Origin of the sequence: Plantibacter sp. CFBP 8798 (genome assembly GCF_014841195.1) — a bacterium.
GTDB lineage: Bacteria > Actinomycetota > Actinomycetes > Actinomycetales > Microbacteriaceae > Plantibacter > Plantibacter auratus.
In genome coordinates this window covers 807,205-824,450 of sequence record NZ_JACYTS010000001.1, presented here as the reverse complement: position 1 = coordinate 824,450, position 17,246 = coordinate 807,205, and the positions used below count along the sequence as shown (strand labels likewise).

The 17,246-nt window shown below is 69.7% G+C and carries 23 protein-coding genes; 7 read left to right on the top strand and 16 right to left on the bottom strand.

Annotated elements, in window-relative coordinates; genetic code table 11:
* The first annotated feature begins 432 nt into the window (after positions 1 to 432).
* Entirely contained in the window at positions 433 to 1,704 is a 1,272-nt protein-coding gene (locus tag IFU30_RS03915; RefSeq protein ID WP_192004381.1) for an HNH endonuclease signature motif containing protein, read from the top strand.
* Between the two features lie 340 nt (positions 1,705 to 2,044).
* On the opposite strand, the gene IFU30_RS03910 is transcribed toward IFU30_RS03915, so the two are convergent.
* The 3 genes from IFU30_RS03910 to IFU30_RS03900 form a co-directional block, all read right to left on the bottom strand.
* Positions 2,045 to 2,644 (bottom strand): maleylpyruvate isomerase family mycothiol-dependent enzyme, encoded by a 600-nt coding sequence (locus IFU30_RS03910; protein ID WP_192004380.1) that lies wholly within the window; start codon positions 2,642 to 2,644, stop codon positions 2,045 to 2,047.
* Positions 2,645 to 2,699: 55 nt separating this feature from the next.
* Positions 2,700 to 3,533, bottom strand: a complete 834-nt coding sequence (locus IFU30_RS03905) for a M55 family metallopeptidase (protein WP_192004379.1) — start codon at positions 3,531 to 3,533, stop codon at positions 2,700 to 2,702.
* Between the two features lie 81 nt (positions 3,534 to 3,614).
* Complete coding sequence (locus tag IFU30_RS03900) at positions 3,615 to 4,187, bottom strand: YdeI/OmpD-associated family protein (RefSeq protein ID WP_192004378.1); 573 nt, start codon at positions 4,185 to 4,187, stop codon at positions 3,615 to 3,617.
* 136 nt (positions 4,188 to 4,323) lie between these two features.
* On the opposite strand from IFU30_RS03900, the gene IFU30_RS03895 reads away from it, so the two are divergent.
* Positions 4,324 to 5,286, top strand: a complete 963-nt coding sequence (locus IFU30_RS03895; RefSeq protein WP_197977374.1) for a proline dehydrogenase family protein — start codon at positions 4,324 to 4,326, stop codon at positions 5,284 to 5,286.
* Here IFU30_RS03895 and IFU30_RS03890 read toward each other — a convergent pair whose 3' ends face one another.
* The 6 genes from IFU30_RS03890 to IFU30_RS03865 are packed head-to-tail and all read right to left on the bottom strand — an operon-like array spanning position 5,287 to position 9,965.
* A complete protein-coding gene (locus IFU30_RS03890; RefSeq protein ID WP_082916284.1) occupies positions 5,287 to 5,826 on the bottom strand; it encodes a flavin reductase family protein in 540 nt (179 codons plus the stop codon).
* A gap of 59 nt (positions 5,827 to 5,885) precedes the next feature.
* Complete coding sequence (locus IFU30_RS03885; RefSeq protein ID WP_124768487.1) at positions 5,886 to 6,308, bottom strand: HIT family protein; 423 nt, start codon at positions 6,306 to 6,308, stop codon at positions 5,886 to 5,888.
* A 40-nt stretch (positions 6,309 to 6,348) separates the two neighbouring features.
* Positions 6,349 to 6,855, bottom strand: a complete 507-nt coding sequence (locus IFU30_RS03880; protein ID WP_124768486.1) for a DUF6328 family protein — start codon at positions 6,853 to 6,855, stop codon at positions 6,349 to 6,351.
* Positions 6,856 to 6,867: 12 nt separating this feature from the next.
* The gene (locus IFU30_RS03875) at positions 6,868 to 7,449 is read right to left on the bottom strand and encodes an SRPBCC family protein (RefSeq protein WP_192004377.1); all 582 of its coding nucleotides are present in this window, start codon (positions 7,447 to 7,449) and stop codon (positions 6,868 to 6,870) included.
* Between the two features lie 33 nt (positions 7,450 to 7,482).
* Entirely contained in the window at positions 7,483 to 8,961 is a 1,479-nt protein-coding gene (locus tag IFU30_RS03870) for a phytoene desaturase family protein (RefSeq protein WP_192004376.1), read from the bottom strand.
* Between the two features lie 5 nt (positions 8,962 to 8,966).
* Positions 8,967 to 9,965 (bottom strand): SDR family oxidoreductase, encoded by a 999-nt coding sequence (locus IFU30_RS03865; RefSeq protein WP_192004375.1) that lies wholly within the window; start codon positions 9,963 to 9,965, stop codon positions 8,967 to 8,969.
* Between the two features lie 208 nt (positions 9,966 to 10,173).
* On the opposite strand from IFU30_RS03865, the gene IFU30_RS03860 reads away from it, so the two are divergent.
* Positions 10,174 to 10,878: a GAF and ANTAR domain-containing protein gene (locus IFU30_RS03860; RefSeq protein ID WP_192004374.1), complete on the top strand. Its 705-nt coding sequence runs from the start codon at positions 10,174 to 10,176 to the stop codon at positions 10,876 to 10,878.
* Positions 10,875 to 11,615, top strand: coding sequence for a GAF and ANTAR domain-containing protein (locus IFU30_RS03855; protein ID WP_192004373.1), 741 nt, complete (start codon positions 10,875 to 10,877; stop codon positions 11,613 to 11,615). The genes IFU30_RS03860 and IFU30_RS03855 overlap by 4 nt, the downstream gene beginning before the upstream one ends.
* 27 nt (positions 11,616 to 11,642) lie before the next feature.
* On the opposite strand, the gene IFU30_RS03850 is transcribed toward IFU30_RS03855, so the two are convergent.
* A complete protein-coding gene (locus IFU30_RS03850; protein ID WP_192004372.1) occupies positions 11,643 to 12,305 on the bottom strand; it encodes a dihydrofolate reductase family protein in 663 nt (220 codons plus the stop codon).
* Between the two features lie 184 nt (positions 12,306 to 12,489).
* On the opposite strand from IFU30_RS03850, the gene IFU30_RS03845 reads away from it, so the two are divergent.
* On the top strand, positions 12,490 to 12,690 hold the full coding sequence (locus IFU30_RS03845; RefSeq protein ID WP_192004371.1) for a DUF2795 domain-containing protein: 201 nt from the start codon (positions 12,490 to 12,492) through the stop codon (positions 12,688 to 12,690).
* Positions 12,691 to 12,850: 160 nt separating this feature from the next.
* A complete protein-coding gene (locus IFU30_RS03840; protein WP_138946168.1) occupies positions 12,851 to 13,156 on the top strand; it encodes a DUF7882 family protein in 306 nt (101 codons plus the stop codon).
* Positions 13,157 to 13,184: 28 nt separating this feature from the next.
* Here the strand turns inward: IFU30_RS03840 and IFU30_RS03835 are convergent, their stop codons facing one another.
* From IFU30_RS03835 to IFU30_RS03820, 3 genes are all read right to left on the bottom strand, one after another.
* A complete protein-coding gene (locus IFU30_RS03835) occupies positions 13,185 to 13,526 on the bottom strand; it encodes a hypothetical protein (protein ID WP_138946167.1) in 342 nt (113 codons plus the stop codon).
* Positions 13,527 to 13,834: 308 nt separating this feature from the next.
* Entirely contained in the window at positions 13,835 to 14,002 is a 168-nt protein-coding gene (locus IFU30_RS03825; RefSeq protein WP_164486912.1) for a hypothetical protein, read from the bottom strand.
* 60 nt (positions 14,003 to 14,062) lie between these two features.
* Positions 14,063 to 14,344, bottom strand: coding sequence for a DUF7882 family protein (locus IFU30_RS03820; RefSeq protein WP_064297054.1), 282 nt, complete (start codon positions 14,342 to 14,344; stop codon positions 14,063 to 14,065).
* Between the two features lie 251 nt (positions 14,345 to 14,595).
* Here IFU30_RS03820 and IFU30_RS03815 point away from each other — a divergent pair, with 251 nt between their 5' ends.
* Positions 14,596 to 14,913: a DUF7882 family protein gene (locus IFU30_RS03815; protein ID WP_124768476.1), complete on the top strand. Its 318-nt coding sequence runs from the start codon at positions 14,596 to 14,598 to the stop codon at positions 14,911 to 14,913.
* Between the two features lie 22 nt (positions 14,914 to 14,935).
* Here the strand turns inward: IFU30_RS03815 and IFU30_RS03810 are convergent, their stop codons facing one another.
* The 3 genes from IFU30_RS03810 to IFU30_RS03800 all read right to left on the bottom strand — a co-directional run bounded on the left by IFU30_RS03810 (position 14,936) and on the right by IFU30_RS03800 (position 17,184).
* Positions 14,936 to 15,202: a DUF7218 family protein gene (locus IFU30_RS03810; RefSeq protein WP_192004370.1), complete on the bottom strand. Its 267-nt coding sequence runs from the start codon at positions 15,200 to 15,202 to the stop codon at positions 14,936 to 14,938.
* Positions 15,203 to 15,304: 102 nt separating this feature from the next.
* On the bottom strand, positions 15,305 to 16,051 hold the full coding sequence (locus tag IFU30_RS03805) for a ThuA domain-containing protein (RefSeq protein WP_191940321.1): 747 nt from the start codon (positions 16,049 to 16,051) through the stop codon (positions 15,305 to 15,307).
* Positions 16,048 to 17,184: a Gfo/Idh/MocA family protein gene (locus tag IFU30_RS03800; RefSeq protein WP_192004369.1), complete on the bottom strand. Its 1,137-nt coding sequence runs from the start codon at positions 17,182 to 17,184 to the stop codon at positions 16,048 to 16,050. Before IFU30_RS03800 ends, IFU30_RS03805 begins: the two co-directional genes overlap by 4 nt.
* Positions 17,185 to 17,246: the final 62 nt, after the last annotated feature.

The window sequence follows — 17,246 nt, the reverse complement described above, 5'->3', positions numbered from 1 at the left end:
GCCTGCAGAACGCCCCGCGGACCCGCGAATCGGGCACCCTTCCCCCCGGTCCCGGAGCCTGTCGAAGGGCCCACAAGGCACCTCCTGCTCCGGTAATCTTCTCCCGGTCCCTGAGCCTGTCGAAGGGCCCACGAGGAACCTCCTGCTCCGGTGATCTTCTCCCGGTCCCTGAGCCTGTCGAAGGGCCCACGAGGGACCTCCTGCTCCGGTGATCTTCTCCCGGTCCCTGAGCCTGTCGAAGGGCACACGAGGAACCCCCCGAATCCGGCACCCTTCCACCGGTCCCTGACCCTGTCGAAGGGCCCACGGAATACCCCGCCAATCCGGCCAACCTCCCCCGGTCCCTAAGCTTGTCGAAGGGTCCACGAGCACCTTCCACAACTATGCCAACTCAGCATCTGGAATGTCAGTGGTCCATGGTGGACTTGTTCCATGACCGAGACCACCGCCTCCGCAGTTCGAGCTGGTGACGAGTACGCCGCGCAGTTGGCGGAGTTCTCGGATGCCTTCGCGGACATCCACCGCCGCCGCGCGGCTCTGGACGCCGAGGAGGCCCGGCTCCTCGCCCGCTCTGCCGCCTACGCGGACGCCTTCGCCGACGCCACGGTCCCGGCGATCTTCCCGCCGGCCGAGCGCCTTGCGCTCTCCCGCCGCTCCACCTGCGCGGCCCTCGCCATGGCGACCCGAACGCCTGAGCAGACGGTCCAGCGGGCGACGAACGACGCGGAACGCCTCGTCAATGAAGCCCCAGCAGTGCTCGAGTCGCTCGAGGCCGGGCGCATCTCGGCCCGGCACGCGCAGACGATCATCGACCAACTCAGTGACGTGCCGATCGCTGGGCGGGCAGCGTTCCTCGCGGAAGTCCTGCCGGTCGCCGAGCAGACGACCAACGCGAACCTCCGCAAGCGCGCCCGCAAGCTCCGCGAGCGACTCCACCCCGAGTCCATCACCGCACGCGCCCGGCGGTCGGAGGCCGACCGCCGGGTCGAGTTCGAGCCCGCAGCCGATGGCATGGCGTGGGTGCACCTCTTCACCACCGCCCCGATCGCCCAGGGGCTCGTCGAGCGGGTCGAAGCAGCGGCGGCGAAGTCGCGAGCAGCAGGAGATACGCGCACCTGCGCACAACTGCAGGCCGACGCCCTAGCGGCGCTCGCGCTCACCGGCGTCACCCCGGAAGACGTCATGTCGAGCCCGGTCCTCCCGCACCCCATCGAGGTGCAGGAGCACATCAAACCGACCGTGCAGATCACCGTCCCGGCGCTCACCATGGCCGGCGTCTCCGACGCACCCGGCATGCTCGACGGCTACGGTCCGATCGACCCCGAGACCGCCGCCCGTATCGCGGTGAACGCCCCCAGCTTCACCCGGATCCTCGTCCAACCGGAGACGGGTGCGGTCCTCTCAGTCGGGCGGAACCAGTACCGGGTCCCGGCCGACCTCCAGCGGGCGGTCCGGCTGCGGGACGGCACTTGTCGGGCACCGGGCTGCGGCAGACGGGCCAGAGCGTGTGATCTCGATCATTCGGTCGCGTGGGAGGACGGCGGGACGACAGGTGTTGGCAATCTTGCCTGCCTGTGTCGACATCACCACCGCATGAAGCACCTCCCAGGATGGAACCTCGACCACGGACCCCGCGGGGTCCTCGACTGGACGACACCCGATGGGAAACACCACCGGACGGAACCCGATCCCGCGCCGTTCTGACCTCCGCCGGTCCCTGAGCCTGTCGAAGGGGGTGGGTCCTCGTGGGCACTTCGACAAGCTCAGTGACCGGAAGAAGTGTGCCCGAACCATTTCGGTCCCTGAGCCTGTCGGAGGGTTCCTCGTGGGCACTTCGACAAGCTCAGTGACCGGAAGAGGTGTGCCCGAACCGTCTCGGTCCTTGAGCCTGTCGAGGGGTCCTTCGTGCGCCCTTCGACAAGCTCAAGGACCGGGCTGGACTGTGCTCGGATGCATTTCGGTCCCTGAGCCTGTCGAAGGGCAGCCGAGCCCAGGCACGTCGGTCAACGGGGAAGGTGCATGCGGGAGACTTCCAGCTTCTTCCTCACCTCCCGGGCAACGCCAGCCCGGTCGGTCGCCCTGACACCGCGAGCAAGAGGTCGAGCGCCGATCCCCGGACCTCGTCGCCCGCACCCCAGCTCACCCCGGCGTCCTCGGCGACGAGCCGGACGCCCCGGACGCGTTCCTTGCCGCCGCCCATCGAGACGCCGGTCCGGAGCTGGTACTCCAACGCCACCAGGACCGCGGCTATCGGGTAGTCCGCGCTGATGCCGAGCGGCCGACGGACGTCCTCGCCGTGCACGATGGCCTCGACGAGCCTGGTCGCGAGGTTCGCCGGCGGGGTGCGCCTCAGCTCGGTGGCGTCCGCCAGGGCGCGGAGCGTCTCCTGCGGATCGTTCCGCCGCTCCCGCTCGACCCCGCGTTCATTGTCGAGGTCGAAATCGAACCGCGCGGCGATGAGTCGTCGGGCGAATCCCAGCCGCGTCGTCTTCGCCGAATCGACGAGATGGGCGACGACGTCATGCACATCCCATCCCGTGCAGAGCGACGGCCTCCCCCACTGCTCGTCGCTCAGCACCGACAGGTCCGCGACGAGCCGCCGACGCTCCTCGTGGACGACCGGCCACACCGCCGAGGGAAACATCCGCGTTCGACGCCCGATCAACATGAGCTGCTCCGGATTGGCACACCCTGGGCGTTCATGAGCCGGTGGCAAGCATGATCAACGAGCGCACCCATCGATAGGCTTCGGTCACCGACCCGCACGTCACGGTCACGGTCATGGGATCGAGACGCGTGACGGGCGGCGGCAGCTCCGCTCGATCCGCGTGGATAGGATGACCGAACTCGACCTCGAGGTGGACCTCCCTGCGCGATGATCCCTGCACCTGGACGTGCTCGCCCGACCATGCGTCGACGGCCTGCTTGGAAGCCTCTTCGATCGCGGTGCACACGCTCAGCGGATGCTCGGAGACCGCGGCCCCTGCGGACACTGTTTCCTTCGTCTGCACGACCGGAAGCCCGGGTGCCAGCGCAGCCAGCTCCGCTGCCAGGGCGTCGTCTCCAGAAGCAAGAAGAATCGACGCCCCGACCTCCGTCGCGAGCAAGGCGCTCAACCCGGCCTCTCCGAAGGAGCTTCCGTTGCACCGCACGTCGCGAACGGCATCGTCGATGGTGTGGCTGAGGACACCGCCCATTCCAGCCCTCGCGTGGTATCCGATCAGCATGACGCCATCCCCCGAGCGAACACCCGACATCATGGCGAGCGGACGAGGCTTGCCCTGGAGCAGGCGAGCGCGGTCATCCAGTTCCAGCGGGTCGATGTTCCGATAGGTACCGTGCGCGTCCGAGACGACGATCTGCAACCCATTGTCGACCTCGAGTGCTCCGTGAATGGCAGCGTTGACCTCGCGTGTCAATTGCGATCTGGCGGCGTCGAACCCGAACCCTCCTCGCGCAACGTCGTCCGGCGAGACGACGGTCGCCGCCCCCTCCAGATCCGCCGAGATGTACAGCCGTGATCGATCGGTCATGGCTCTTGTCTACACGTTGCTGCCGATTCGCGCCGATGGTCTCGGACGACTGCCACGCGCGAAATGCAGAGCATGCCCCGATCAGCGGTAGTGCTGCTCGCCCCGAGCGGCCTTCTCGACCACGTCCACGATGCGCGCGGCCCTGATCGCGGGCGTCTTGATGTTGCTCAGGCGGAAGAACACGCGGAAGCGGTCCGTGCGGCCGAGCGTCGCGAAGTACGCCGCCGCCTCGGGGTTCGCTTCGAGCGCCGCCTGGAGGTCATCCGGTGCGACGGCGTCCTTCTGCCGGTACGCCACGTCCCACCGCCCGTCGGCCTTGGCGCGTTCGATCTCCGCGAGCCCACCGGGACGCATCCGCCCCTCCTCGATGAGGCGGGCGACGTGCTCCCGGTTGATCTGCGACCACGGGCTGCTCTTCCGCCGCGGGGTGAACGCCTGCAGCGTGTAGTCGTCGTCGAACCGTTTGCTCTGTCCGTCGATCCATCCGTAACAGAGGGCGACGTCCAGTGCCTCCGACCAGGTGATCCCCGACGCCTTCGAGGTCTTCTTCCGCAGCTTCAACCGCACGCCTGCGTCGCTCGGCGCGCCAGCGAGGTAGGCCTCCCACTCATCGAGCGTGAGGTCCAGGATCGGTTTCTCCTCGAAGCTCGCCACGTGAGCGAGCGTAGCGCGCACAGGCGACGCAGCCCAGACCTCGACGCAGCCCAGACCTCGACGCAGCCCAGACCTCGGTGCAGCCCAGACCCCGGTGCCGACCGGACCGCCACCCACGACTGGATAGGGTCGAAGCATGCTGATGAACGACGAGACGCTGTCGCGCGCCGCCGACACCCTGCGAACCTGGGCCCTCGACGAGGACCTCAAAGCACGGGTCCTCGCTCACCCTGAAGCCGCCGCCGTGGCCAAGCGGGCCGCCCTGCGATACATCGCCGGCGAGGACGCGGCCTCGGCCTTGCGGCTCCTCGAAGCGAACGCCGATCGTGGGCATCGCTGGAGCATCGAGCTCGTCGGCGAGTCCGTCCGCGACGCACGTGTCGCCGACGAGCAGACCGCGGAGTTCATCGACCTCGCCCGCCGGATCAGCGAATCCGACCAGACCGCGACCATCTCGCTCGACCTCTCCCACATCGGTTCCGTCGTCTCGCCCGAGCTCGGCCTGCGCAACGGCCTGGCGCTCGCACAGGCGGCACGGGACGCCGGCACCTCGCTCATGATCTCCGCCGAGGGTTCCGACCGCACGGACCTGGTGCTGTCGCTCTTCGAGCAGATCGCCGACGCCTTCCCGGAGACCGGCATCACCCTGCAGGCGAGACTGCACCGCACCCCCGCGGACCTCGACCGCGTGCTGCATCGGCCCGGGCCGATCCGTGTCGTCAAGGGCGCCTTCCTCGAATCGACCGAGGTGGCCTACCCCCGCGACTCCGCACCGATGACCGCCGCCTACATCAGCATGGTCACGCGACTCGTGGGGTCGGGTCACCGGGTCAACCTCGCCACCCACGACGCGAACCTCGTCGCCGCACTCGAGGGCGCGCTCGGCGACGACCTCCGTCAGCCGCACGTGGAGTTCGAGATGCTGCACGGACTCGGCACCGAACTGCTCGACGACCTCCGCCGCCGCGGGTTCACGACGCGCGAATACCTCGTCTACGGACCCGAGTGGTGGCTCTACGTCCTCAACCGGATCGCCGAGCACCCCGAGCGGGTCATCGAGGCGATCGCGGACATCGGCCCGATCGCGCTCCTCGCCTGATCAGCCCAGCGGGTCGGACTCCAGGCGGTGGAAGTTGCGGTTCTGGTAGACGAGCGCCGGCGCGTCCGTGCCGGGCGGGATGACCTCCAGCACCTCGGCGATGACGAGCATCGAGCTGCCGGCCGGTACCGTCTGTACGATCCGGCAGCGCAGCGCCGCACGGGCGCTCGGCAGGTAGGGCTCGCCGGTCGCGAGTCGCTCCCAGTGCTGTTCCGGGGTGAAGCGCGGCTCCCCCGTCTTGGCGAACGCCTTCGCGACCTCCAGGTGGTGGTCCGCCAGGAGGTGGACGACGACCGTTCCCGCGCTGAGCAGTCCGCCCGCGGATCCCGTCGCCCGCGTGACCGAGAAGGACAGCATCGGCGGGTCGACGGCCACCGACGCGACCGATGACGCCGTCAGCCCGACGTCTCCCCGATCGGTCGAGGCACTGATCAACGCGACGCCCGCCGGGTGGTCACGGAACGCCGTCTTGAACCCGTCGACGGTCGCGGCGCGGGCGAGGGCATCGGGATCAGCGGACGGCGTGGTGGGAATGGTCATGCTTCAACCGTAGAACCTCAATCGGTCTTGAGGTCAACTCAAGGAGCAGCGATCTCCGGCTACTCGAACATCTCCGCGAGGAGCTCGTGCGGGTCGCCGTCGACCCGGTGCTTCGAGCGACCCTCGGGCCAGAACGTGACCCCGTCGTCGTCCCAGCACGGCACGACGTGGAGATGGAGGTGGGGGACGCTCTGCCCGGCATCGGCACCGGACGCACTCAGCACGACGACCCCGGTCGCGCCAAGCGCCGCCCGCATCGCGCGTCCCACCCGCTGAGCGAGGGCGGTCGTCGCCTGCAGGGCTCGCGGATCGGCGTCGAGCAGGCCGACGCTGTGCGCCCGCGGCACCACCAGGGTGTGGCCGGGCGCGAGCTCCGACTCGGGCAACGGCCGGAAAGCGACCGCCTCGTCCTCGCGTTCCACCCAGGTGACGTCGGCGGGCTCGTCACGCAGGATGCGGCAGAAGGTGCAGGTTTCGGGCATCGTCCCATTCTCGGGGCTCACCGCGGGCGCGTCGATCTCCTCAGGACACGCGGTCGCGCGCACCCCGGATCAGGCGCGGGCCGACGATCCACACCAGCCCGATGACGACGACCACGACCCCACCCGCCCACAAGCCGACCGCGGGCGACACGACGAAGTCGAAGACGAACAGGACGATCCCCGCGAACAGCAGCGACGCCGCCCCGAGACACACCATGAGGATGCTGCTGGACAGCCGCACCAGCTGTGGCTTCGCCAGCTGCCGGAACACCAACCGGTGCATGATCACCGGGGCGAGCGCGAGGAGCGTGACCGTCACTGCCAGGACCACGAGGACGAGGTACAGCACATGGTCGAATCCACTGAGCTCGGTGAACCGCGGCTGGAACGGCAGCGTCAGCAGGAAGCCCGCGAGGATCTGCGTACCCGTCTGCAACACGCGGAACTCCTGCAGCAGCTCCGACCAGTTGCGGTCGGAACGCTCGTTCAGCGTCTCGTCTCGCCCGTCCCCGGGCAGGGCGTCGGCCGGATCACTTGCGGCGGGCATGACCGGACACCGTCAGCGGGCGAGCTTGCGCACCACCGCGACCACCGGCACGGCGACGACGAGGACCGACGCCACCCGCGCGAACAACGATCGCTTCGGGAACTCGGCGCGCTTCCGATCTTCGGCCGTCGGCTCGGCCGCCTCCACGAGGTGGGTGCCGCCGGCACCGCCCTCAGCGAGGTGGGCGAGTCGGCGCAGCGTCTCGATGTTGCGGATGTGCAGCCCGATGTCGAGGAGCCAGACCGGGATCAGCGCACCAGGGCCCGTCACGGCGTGCTCATGCAGGTGGACGATGCACCCGCGCTCGTGCGGCTCGACCTCGACCGCGACGCGGGCCTCACCGAGCGGCCACCCCTTCGGCTGGATGACGAACCGGTGCGGCGCGTCCCACTGGAGCACGGTCGTCTCGTCGTTCAGCACCGCCGGCCAGACACCGAAGGAGTGGTGCAGCTTCCCACCCACGTGCGGCCACCGGTCACCGACGTCGCGCATGCGGGACGCACCGACCACCCACGCCGGGAAGAGCCAGCCGTCGGCGAGGACGGCGAAGACACGGTCGGGCGGGCAGTCGAGGATTCGAGTGGTGTGGGACACGGTGGTGTTCCTTTCGCTGGAGCAGGGACGAGGTCAGGAGGTCGGACGCGGTCGGTCGGGCGCGAGCGACGGCATGCGGTCGCGGCCAAAGACCGAGCGGAGGGCGCTGCGGGCGGCGTGCCAGCCGGCGAGACCGTGGACGCCCGGGCCGGGCGGGGTCGACGAGGAGCAGAGGAAGATCCCCGGCGTCGGCGTCCGCCACGGGTCGTTGGAGAGCACGGGACGCGCGACGAGCTGCGCGAAGCTCGCAGCGCCGGCCGCGATGTCGCCGAGCACGTAGTTCGGGTTGTACCGCGCCATGTCGCGGGCGGTCATCGACGCCGACGTCAGGATCACGTCGCGGAACCCGGGGGCGAAGCGCTCGATCTGCCGGGTGATCGCCTCGGTCTGGTCGAGACCGGACCCGCTCGGCACGTGCGTGTACGCCCAGAGGACCTGGGCGTCACCGGGAGCGCGACCAGGATCGCCGACGTCGGGCTGCGACACGAGGACGTAGGGCGACTCGCTGTGCCGACCGCGGGCGACGTCGCGCTCGGCGGCGGCGATCTCCGGGCGGGTGCCGCCGAGGTGGAGCGTGCCGGCCCGGGCCAGTTCAGGGTTCGTCCACGGGACGGGACCTGAGAGCGCGAAGTCGACCTTGGCCACGCCGTCGCCGTACCGGAACCGGGAGAGACGACGGAGGTAGGCGTCGGGCAGTCGGCTGCCCGCGATCTCGGCGAGCGCCTTCGGCGTCGTGTCGAACAGGACGGCGCGGGCGGACGGTAGCTCGTCGATGGAGCGCACCTCGGTTCCGGTGACGATCTCACCGCCGTGGGCCAGCAGGTCGGCGGCGAGCGCGTCGACGATCGCTTGGCTGCCGCCGACGGGGATGGGCCAACCGCGGGCGTGCGCATACGCGCCGAGCGACAGGGCGGCGGCCGAGGTGGACAGGCTCGGCATCGGCCGGATGGAGTGGGCGGCGACACCGCTGAGCATGGCCGGGGCCGTCTCCTCGCGGAACCGGAGGTTCCAGGCCGGGCTCCCCTGCTCGAGGGCGCGGAGGCCGAAGCGTGCGACCGTGACCGGGTGGCGCGGCACCTGCAGGAGCTTGCCGCCGGTGAACTGCGAGACGCGGTCGGCGTCGGCGGCGAGCGGGCCCATGAGCGAGCGCCAGGCCGCACCGTCACGTCCGAGGGCCTCGGCGGTGCGGTCGATGTCGCGGTAGGCGATCCCGGCCCGTCCACCGTCGAGCGGGTGGGCGTAGGAAATATCCGGCACGACGAGGTCGATGCGGCGCTCGAGGCCGAAGGATCGGAAGAACCCGGACGCGAGCGCCATCGGGTGGACCGCGGAGCAGATGTCGTGGTGGAAGCCGGGCAACGTCAGCTCGGCGGTCCTGGCACCACCACCGATCGTGTCGCCCCGCTCGACCACCTGCACGTGCAGGCCGGCCCGCGCGAGGGTCACCGCGGCCGCGAGCCCGTTGGGGCCCGCGCCGACGACCACCGCGTCGAACTGCTCGCGCCGCGCCATCGTGCTCAGCGCCGCTTCGCCGCGCCGGCCACGAGGGCGACACCCGCTGCGAGGGTGCCGGCGGCGGTCGCGTACACGGCCCGCCGGTGGCGGATGGCCCAGGTCTGCGGGCTCCACGAGTGGGCCTTGTCGCTGAACACGCCACGGGCGCCGTGGTCGCCGGGGGCCGGCGTATAGACGTTGTCCGGCAGGCGCGGGTCGTGCTTGTCCGGCGCAAGCTGCCCGGAGTATCCGGTCCTGGCGAGGAACCAGTCGAGGAATCCGCCGGCGAAGCGGTCACCGAGGATCGTGCCGACGGTGGACTCCCCCACCCAGGTGCGTCGCCGCGGTCGGTCTGCGACGTCGGCGATGGCGGTCGCGCCGACCTCGGGCTGGTAGATCGGCGGCACCGGCTGCGGGTGCTCGGGCAGCTGCGACTTCACCCAGCTGAACTGGATGGTGTTGAGCGCCGGCATGTCCACGGTCGAGAGCTTGACGTTGCTGCCGTCGTGGAGCAGTTCGGCGGTCACCGACTCCGTGAAGCCTCGGGCGCCGAACTTGGACCCGCAGTACGCGGCCTGCAACGGGATGCCGCGGTGGGCGAGGGCGGAACCGACCTGGATCACGTGCCCACGGTCACGCGGGACCATGCGCGAGAGGGCGGCCCGGGTGCCGTTGACGAAGCCGAAGAAGTTGACGGCGACGGCGCGCTCGAAGTCCGCCGGTTCGGTCGTGAGGAAGTCCCCGAAGACGCCGACCATGGCGCAGTTCACCCAGAGTTCGATCGGTCCGAGTTCCGCCTCGACCCGCTCCGCCGCCTGCTCGACAGCCTCCCGGTCGGCGACGTCCGTCGGGACGCCCAGCCCGCGACGCCCGGCCTGCTCGACCTCGGCGACGGTGGCGGCGAGTCCGTCCTCACCGCGGGCCAGGACCGCGACGTCCCAGCCACGGGCGGCGAGCTCACGGACGGTCGCGCGACCGAGCCCTGCGGTTCCGCCGGTGACGACGGCGACCCCGCGGCTCATCGTGCCGGCCGATCGGTTGCTGCGGACCGGTTGGCGGAGGGGCGCGGTGGGGTTGTCGTCGTCAGAGGCATGACGCCACGTTAGGCGAATCCACGCCGCCGGGGCGGCCCCTTGCTTTCCCAGCCAGGACGGATCATCACCCGGCGATCGTGGAGGGATGGCCGTACGATGAGCGGAGACCACCCTCGAGCCCGGAAGGAATGCGGACATGAGCGACACCTTCGCCATCGTGTACAGCGCACTCGACCGGGTCGACGAGGACGACCAGCTGGTGGAGCCGATCCTGCGGCTCATGCCCCTCAGCGGCGTCTCGATCGCGACACTCGGCGACACCCTGAGCTCCGAGACGATCGCCGCGAGCGACGAGCAGATCGCGTTGATCGACGAACTCCAGTTCGACCTCTCGGAGGGCCCCTGCTGGGATGCCGTCGGCAGCGGCCGCCCGGTGCTCGAGGAGGCCGTCAAGCGGAACGGCTACGACTCCTGGCCGTCGTTCACCGAGGCTCTCCGCGACCACGCGGTCGGCTCCATCTTCGCCTTCCCGCTCCGCGTCGGGCCGCTCCAGGTGGGCGCGGTCGAGCTGTACGACGCCCAAGAGCGCACGCTGGACACGCAGGCGGTCGAAGACATGATGTCCCTCACCGGCCCGCTCAGCCGGTACGTGCTCCGACGCACCCTCGAACTCGCGAGCCTTCCCGACACGACGCAGCTCAAACCCCACGCCCGACGCCGGATCCACCAGGCGACCGGGTTCGTGATCGCGCAGCTCGGGCTCTCCCCCGACGACGCCCACCTCCTGATCCAGGCTCAGGCCTTCGCCCAGAACCGCTCGATGTCGGAGGTCGCCGAAGACATCCTCGAACGTCGCACCGGCTACGTGCTGCGCGACGAGACGATCGAAGACGAGCGATGAACGCGCGCGGCGACGACGGGACCGGTTCCGAGCTCCGTCACTCGACCGCCCTGCTCGACGTGTTCGCGACGCTCGCCGACACCCTGGTGGACGACTACGACGTCGTCGACCTGCTGCAGATCCTGGTCGACGCCACCGTCGACCTCCTCGACGTCCAGGCCTCCGGCATCCTCCTGGCGGACCCGCACGGCGACCTCGAACTGATCACGTCGACGAGCGAGTCCGGGAAGCTCGTGGAACTCATCCAGCTGAGTGCGGACGAAGGCCCGTGCATCGACAGCTTCCGTGACGCGAGGCCGGTGTCGATCCCCGAGATCGCCACCGTCGCGACCGAGTGGCCGAGATTCGCCGAGGTCGCGGTGACCGCCGGATTCCACTCGGCTCACGCGTTCCCCCTGCGACTCCGCCGGACGACCATCGGCACGCTCAACCTGTTCCGCACGGCGTCGGAGGCTTTCGACCGGTACGAGTCCCGGGCCGCGCAGGCGATGGCCGACGTGGCGACCATCGGCATCCTGCACGAGCGCACGATTCGCGAGAGCGACGCGACCCGTGGTCAATTGGAGTCCGCGCTGCAATCGAGGGTCGTCATCGAGCAGGCGAAGGGCGTCGTCGCCTACACCGCTGCGATCTCGGTGGAAGCGGCGTTCGAGGTGATCCGCAAGTACGCGCGGAGTCGCCGTCGTCCGCTGGCGGACGTCGCCCGCGACATCGTGGAGCGACGCCTCGAGCTCTGAGGCCCGGTCACCGGCCTCGATCGACCTTCAGCGCGGCTTCCGCGTGAACACAGCGTGCACGACGCCACTCGGCGAGGCGGTCACCTCGACCGTGAACCGCTCCTCGAGGCCTTCGAGCCCGTCCCAGAGCCGCACCCCACGACCGAGCAGGATCGGGACGACCACGACGTGGAGATGATCGACGAGGTCGGCCTCGAGGAACTGGCGGACCGTCGTCGGTCCTCCGCCGAGACGGACGTCCAGTCCGTCGGCGAGCGACGTCGCGAACGACAACGCGTCGACGGCGGACAGGTCGCGGAAGAGGAACGTCGTCTCACCGACCACCAGGTCCGGGCGTTCATGATGGGTCAGCACGACGACCGGCGTGTGGAACGGCGGTTCCTCACCCCACCATCCCCGCCAGCTCTCGTCCTCCCACGGGCCGAGCTGCGGACCGAACTTCCGGCGGCCCATGATCTCGACGCCGATGCGGTCACCGGTGGCCGCTGCGAACGCATCGTCGACCCCGCGTGACCCGGCGCCGACCGACTCGTCCTCATGCCCGCTCATGGACACGAAGGTGCGGGTCGGGAAGAACCACTGCATGAGCCGGTGCTGGGCGTGGCCGAACGGGGTCTCGAAGGACTGCCCCTCGCCCGTGGCGAACCCGTCGAGCGACACGGCGAGATTGTGGACCCTGAGCTTCGTCATGGGCACACGCTAGTCCGGACGCCCGGGCCCCGTCGAGTAGCAGCTCGACGGCGGAAAGGCAAGAGCGCGCCGAACGGCCGAACGGGAACGACACTCGAAGGAGGGCACGGCGGTCTGACGACCGGTCGACGCAGCCGGCCCGCCTGACATCGGGTGCCACGACGCGCCCAGAGAGGAGATGCTCGTGTTCACCGAGCTCGACGAATTCCTGCGCGGCATGGAGTACCCCTGCCGCCCCAGCGACCTGACGCGTGAGGCCCGCCGCGACCTGCTCCCGCCCCACCTGGTCGAGGCGCTCCGCTCACTCCCCGAGCGCAGCTACACCAGCCGCTGGGACGTTCTACACCGCACCTCGATCGCGGAGGCGCTGCCGCTCAGCGTCTGAGCGATCGCGCACCACCGCTGAGCGGCACCGGCATCGCGCCGGTGCCGCTTCGGCGTGTCAGGTCCGGTGACTCGCGCCGGTTCGCAACCCCCTCGGGCATCGTGGCACTTCCGCGGGACCGGGCTTACGGTGGAAACCGGAGAGTGGAGCAGGAGAACCCATGGGCAAGATGATCTACGACGCAGACGTGTCGGTGACGTTCGACGACCGCGTCCTCGCCCACCTGCAACAGGTCATCGGCGCGAAGTTGCGTCGCGGCGAAGCGTTCTACTTCGGGTGGAAGGACGACCCTCGGTCAGGCGACGGCCGGACGACGATCTGGCTCCACCCGGCGATGTCCCTCCGGTTCAAGTACGCGGGCAGCGTCCCGGTCGAACTCAACCGCGCCTGGCTCGATGCGCTCGCGATCAGCGCCGACTCGAACCAGGGGCTCGTCCTCGTGCCGGAGCCGGGCCCGCGCGTCTGAACCTCGCCGACCGGGTCTCCGGCCCTGCTCACCTCGAACGTTCGTCGAACTCCAGGTCGTCGATGTCCGTGAGTTCCGTCGCCCACTCCGGTCGCGCCGGTTGCAGCTCGGCGGTCCGCTGTTCGAGTTCGACGATGGTCTGTTCGTCGAACGGTTCCTCCGAAGCATTCTCGACGGGCGTCGAGAACAGTTGGCTCGCCGGTCCGATGAGGAGGTGGGCGTATCCCAGGCTGCCGCCTTCCGAGATGGTCGGTACCATCACGATGTCGGACTCACCGCTCTGGGAGAGGGCTCGTGCGTATCGCAGCAGCGCTTTACAGGTCTTGTCGGCCATCAGCAGATAGCCGCTGGCGTAGTGCAGCTTTCTCATAGGTCCATTGTGGGAACCTGGGCGGTCGAGACGGCAGACCTTGCATCCGCAACCCGGAGGGTATACCGGGAGGCACCGGTGCCCGTGCGCTATCGTCTGGGCATGACCGACAGCGACCAGACTCCCAACACGCACGACGAGAACCGCCACGACCAGCTGACGACCGCCCCGAACGCGACCGAAGCCGACGCGGCTCCCCGCATCGACGTCACCGACCAGGGCGACGGCGTGACCCGGATCGACATCCGCGACGACGCGGCCGTGCGGCCGGGCGCGGACCCCGNGCGGCGCTTCCACGTCTGACGGGGTCAGCGAGCGTCGGGGTCCTCCAACGGCGCCGTGTCCGGCTGCTCGAGCACGTCCGGCTCGTCCGCCGTGTCCTCATCCGTCGACTCGTCCGGGACCTCGGTGGGCGGCGTGCCGACCACCATGTCCGGGTCGGTACCCAATGCGTCTGCTCCGGTGAAGTCGCTCATGTCGCTCCTGCTTCCTGTGGTGGTGGTTTCGATGTGGTACTGGTGTCGGTCTGCTGCTGGTCAGGCGACGACGACGTGCAATCCGCCCGTGATCTCGATCTCCTCGAGCATCTCGGCGGCCATGCGCTCGTCGATCGGTGGCTCGAACTCCGCGTCGAACGCGAAGACGATCGGCTGCTCGGGCGACACGGTGACCGGCTCGGACGATTGGAAGCGCCCACGGTGGAGCTGCAGTCGGAACGAGCGCTCGCCGAGCATGCGGGTGAGGATCACGCGTTCCAGTTGGGCGAGCGTCTGGTCGTCGACCTGTGATCGGAGCGCACCGAGGCGAAGGAATCCCATCGTCAGCCCCTTTCTCAGGTGTGCCACGCTAGCGCGCAGAGATGGGGGCGCCCGGGCCATTGCGCGGATGGCTCGGGCAGCGGACAATGCGCGTCGGCGAACAGTCATCGCCTTGTGGATAATCGGGCGCGCGCCAAGAATGTCTCGTATCCTGAGAGAGCGCTTCACCGGCCCGGACCCCGTCGGGATGCGCACAGCAGTCGGCCGCTCGCGTCGTCGGCCATCGCAGGGGTCGGAAGTCGAGGGATCCCATGGGACAACTGGTCTACGGCACCGGCGATGCACGCGTTCGGCTCGACGATCGAACGCTCGCCCATGTCAAGACGATCGCGCTCATGAAGCTCAGGCGGAACGAGTCGTTCGCGCTCACGATCCGACAAGACTCCACCAGCGACGGACGCACGACGCTCTGGCTGCACCCGGCGATCGCCCTGCAGTTCTCCTTCGACTCCGACGAGGTCGGCGAAATGGACCGCGCACTGCTCGAAGGCTTCATGCACGAGGCGAACACCGGCGAGGTCGTCGTGCACGCGACGACCGGCGACGACGCGACCGCCCAGGCGAAGTAGCCCGGGCGATCGCGCCGCCTGTTCAGCTGTCGCGGAGCATCGAGATGAGCTCGCTCTTCCGCTTGCCGGAGTAGCCGGTCAGGCCGATCTCCTTTGCGCGCTCACGGAGCTGCGCGACCGTCCAGTCCTCGTAGGACCCGGCCTCGCCGCCCTTCTCCCCGATCGTCGAGCGCCCCTCCTTCGCGGCGGCGTTCGAGATCCGAGCGGCCTTGCCCTTCGACGCGCCGTCGTCACGGAGCTTCTCGTAGAGCTCGGGGTCCTTCAGTGACGGGTTCTGCTTCCCGGGCATGTCGTCCTCCCTCATCGTCCGGTGGTCGGCCGATCGGCCTGCCACCAGCCTCTCGCTGCCCGACGGATCGGTGGAGGGGCTGGTGTCAGGGATGCGGACGCGCTAGTTCAGGAACCAGTCCCTCGGGTGCTGGTCCGCGGTCGGCGGCGTGCGCTCGATCGTCGGGCGGGCCCACTCGGCCGCATTCGCCAGCACTCGACGGATGTCGGGGTGGTGGTAGACCGGGTACTCCTGGTCACCGGGCGAGAAGTAGAACACGCGCCCGCGACCGCGGTGGTACGCGACACCCGAGCGGAACACCTCGCCGCCGGCGAAGGTGGAGAGGAACACCTCCTCGTCGGGACGCGGGATGTCGAACTGCTCGCCGTACATCTCCTGGCGGTCGATGACGATCGGGTGCGGGACGCCCTGCGCAATCGGGTGGTCCGGGAGCACCGTCCAGACGAGCTCTCGCTCGCCGTCGTTCCGCCACTTGAGGGCGCAGCTCGTGCCCATCAGCCGCTGGAAGACCCGCGAGTAGTGCCCGGAGTGCAGCACGACGATGCCCATACCGGCGTGGACGTGGCGCACGACCCGCTCGACGACCTCGTCGGAGACCTGGTCGTGGGCGATGTGCCCCCACCAGAAGAGGACGTCGGTGTTCGCGAGGACCTCCTCGGTGAGACCGTGCTCGGGATCCTGGAGGGTCGCGGTCGAGACGGACACGGCGTCGCCGAGCGACTCCTCGAGGCCCGCCGCGATCACTACGTGGATGCCGTCGGGGTAGTGGCCGAGCACCACGGCGTCACCGCGGGACTCGTGGACGAACTCGTTCCAGACGCGGATGCGGATCGGTGTCGTGGTGCTCATGCGGGGACCTCCAGTTCGTGCCCGGCGGCGGCCGAGGCGTAGGCGGCGTCGATGACGCGGCTGCGGTGCAGGGCATACTCGCCGTGGTGACCGGCGAACCGGAGCTCACCGCCGGCGGTCTCACCCGCGCGGATGGTGTCGAGGAACTCCGCGATGACCGACTGATGGTGGCCGGCCGGGACCTGGACCGCGGGACGTTCGATCGTCGGCGCACCGGCGACGTCGCGGTAGATCGTGACCGTTCCCTCGGTGTTGTAGTTGTCGACGTGGAGGCGGACGCCGCCCTCCGAACCGAGGAGCTCGACCGAGATGTCCTCGTGGGCCTTCGAGTAGGACGCCCACGACGCCTCGAGCTGCAGGCTGCCGCCGTCCTCGAACCGCAGGAGGGCGGACGCGAAGTCCTCGACGTCGAAGGCGTGCGTGGACCGGCTCGAGACCGGACCGCCGCCGGAGGAGCCACCGCGACCGGCGCGGCCGAGCTCGTTGTACGCGACGGCCGAGACGTGCGTCACGCGCGGCTCGCCGAGGAGCGACAGCGCGATGTCGAGCACGTGGGAGCCGAGGTCGATGAGCGGCCCGCCACCGGCCGCGGCCTTGTTCGTGAACCAGGAGTCGATGCCGGGCACACCCTGGCGACGGAGCCAGGAGGCACGCGAGTGGTAGACGCGACCGATCGGCTCCTCGGCGAGGTAGCGCGCGAGGTAGGCGACGTCAGCACGACGGCGGTGGTTGTACGCGACCTCGAGGACGCGGTCGGCGGCGGTCGCGGCCTCCACCATCTCGGCGGCGAGGTCGGCGGTCGTGGCGAGCGGCTTCTCGCAGAAGACGTGCTTGCCGCTCCGGAGCGCGGCCACGGCGATCGGGTGGTGCAGGGCGTTCGGCACGCCGATCGAGACGATGTCGAGGTCGTCGCGGGCGACGAGGTCCTCCCAGTCGGCGTAGGTCTCGGGGACCCCACGGCTCTCGGCCAGCTCGGCGAGGCGCGCCGGTTCCTGGCCGGACAGGGCGACGACGGTGGCACCGGGGAGCGCGGTGAAGGCGTCCAGGTGCGTGGTCCCGGCGAAGCCGAGGCCGATGACGCCGACCCGGAGGTCCGGAGCGTCTGATGATGTCGGGGCGGTACTGGTGCTCATGCTCGGACGGTTCCTTTCGGGGTGCGGAGCCGAGCACTGTCGTGACCGGCGGTGGTCGACCT

What these genes read in the sequence shown, in the direction of transcription:
- IFU30_RS03915 (WP_192004381.1), top strand. Translation starts at nt 433, where the DNA reads ATGACCGAGACCACCGCCTCCGCAGTTCGAGCTGGTGACGAGTACGCC.
- IFU30_RS03910 (WP_192004380.1), bottom strand. Translation starts at nt 2,644, where the DNA reads ATGTTTCCCTCGGCGGTGTGGCCGGTCGTCCACGAGGAGCGTCGGCGG.
- IFU30_RS03905 (WP_192004379.1), bottom strand. Translation starts at nt 3,533, where the DNA reads ATGACCGATCGATCACGGCTGTACATCTCGGCGGATCTGGAGGGGGCG.
- IFU30_RS03895 (WP_197977374.1), top strand. Translation starts at nt 4,324, where the DNA reads ATGCTGATGAACGACGAGACGCTGTCGCGCGCCGCCGACACCCTGCGA.
- IFU30_RS03890 (WP_082916284.1), bottom strand. Translation starts at nt 5,826, where the DNA reads ATGACCATTCCCACCACGCCGTCCGCTGATCCCGATGCCCTCGCCCGC.
- IFU30_RS03885 (WP_124768487.1), bottom strand. Translation starts at nt 6,308, where the DNA reads ATGCCCGAAACCTGCACCTTCTGCCGCATCCTGCGTGACGAGCCCGCC.
- IFU30_RS03880 (WP_124768486.1), bottom strand. Translation starts at nt 6,855, where the DNA reads ATGCCCGCCGCAAGTGATCCGGCCGACGCCCTGCCCGGGGACGGGCGA.
- IFU30_RS03870 (WP_192004376.1), bottom strand. Translation starts at nt 8,961, where the DNA reads ATGGCGCGGCGCGAGCAGTTCGACGCGGTGGTCGTCGGCGCGGGCCCC.
- IFU30_RS03865 (WP_192004375.1), bottom strand. Translation starts at nt 9,965, where the DNA reads ATGAGCCGCGGGGTCGCCGTCGTCACCGGCGGAACCGCAGGGCTCGGT.
- IFU30_RS03860 (WP_192004374.1), top strand. Translation starts at nt 10,174, where the DNA reads ATGAGCGACACCTTCGCCATCGTGTACAGCGCACTCGACCGGGTCGAC.
- IFU30_RS03855 (WP_192004373.1), top strand. Translation starts at nt 10,875, where the DNA reads ATGAACGCGCGCGGCGACGACGGGACCGGTTCCGAGCTCCGTCACTCG.
- IFU30_RS03850 (WP_192004372.1), bottom strand. Translation starts at nt 12,305, where the DNA reads ATGACGAAGCTCAGGGTCCACAATCTCGCCGTGTCGCTCGACGGGTTC.
- IFU30_RS03840 (WP_138946168.1), top strand. Translation starts at nt 12,851, where the DNA reads ATGGGCAAGATGATCTACGACGCAGACGTGTCGGTGACGTTCGACGAC.
- IFU30_RS03835 (WP_138946167.1), bottom strand. Translation starts at nt 13,526, where the DNA reads ATGAGAAAGCTGCACTACGCCAGCGGCTATCTGCTGATGGCCGACAAG.
- IFU30_RS03825 (WP_164486912.1), bottom strand. Translation starts at nt 14,002, where the DNA reads ATGAGCGACTTCACCGGAGCAGACGCATTGGGTACCGACCCGGACATG.
- IFU30_RS03820 (WP_064297054.1), bottom strand. Translation starts at nt 14,344, where the DNA reads ATGGGATTCCTTCGCCTCGGTGCGCTCCGATCACAGGTCGACGACCAG.
- IFU30_RS03815 (WP_124768476.1), top strand. Translation starts at nt 14,596, where the DNA reads ATGGGACAACTGGTCTACGGCACCGGCGATGCACGCGTTCGGCTCGAC.
- IFU30_RS03810 (WP_192004370.1), bottom strand. Translation starts at nt 15,202, where the DNA reads ATGCCCGGGAAGCAGAACCCGTCACTGAAGGACCCCGAGCTCTACGAG.
- IFU30_RS03805 (WP_191940321.1), bottom strand. Translation starts at nt 16,051, where the DNA reads ATGAGCACCACGACACCGATCCGCATCCGCGTCTGGAACGAGTTCGTC.
- IFU30_RS03800 (WP_192004369.1), bottom strand. Translation starts at nt 17,184, where the DNA reads ATGAGCACCAGTACCGCCCCGACATCATCAGACGCTCCGGACCTCCGG.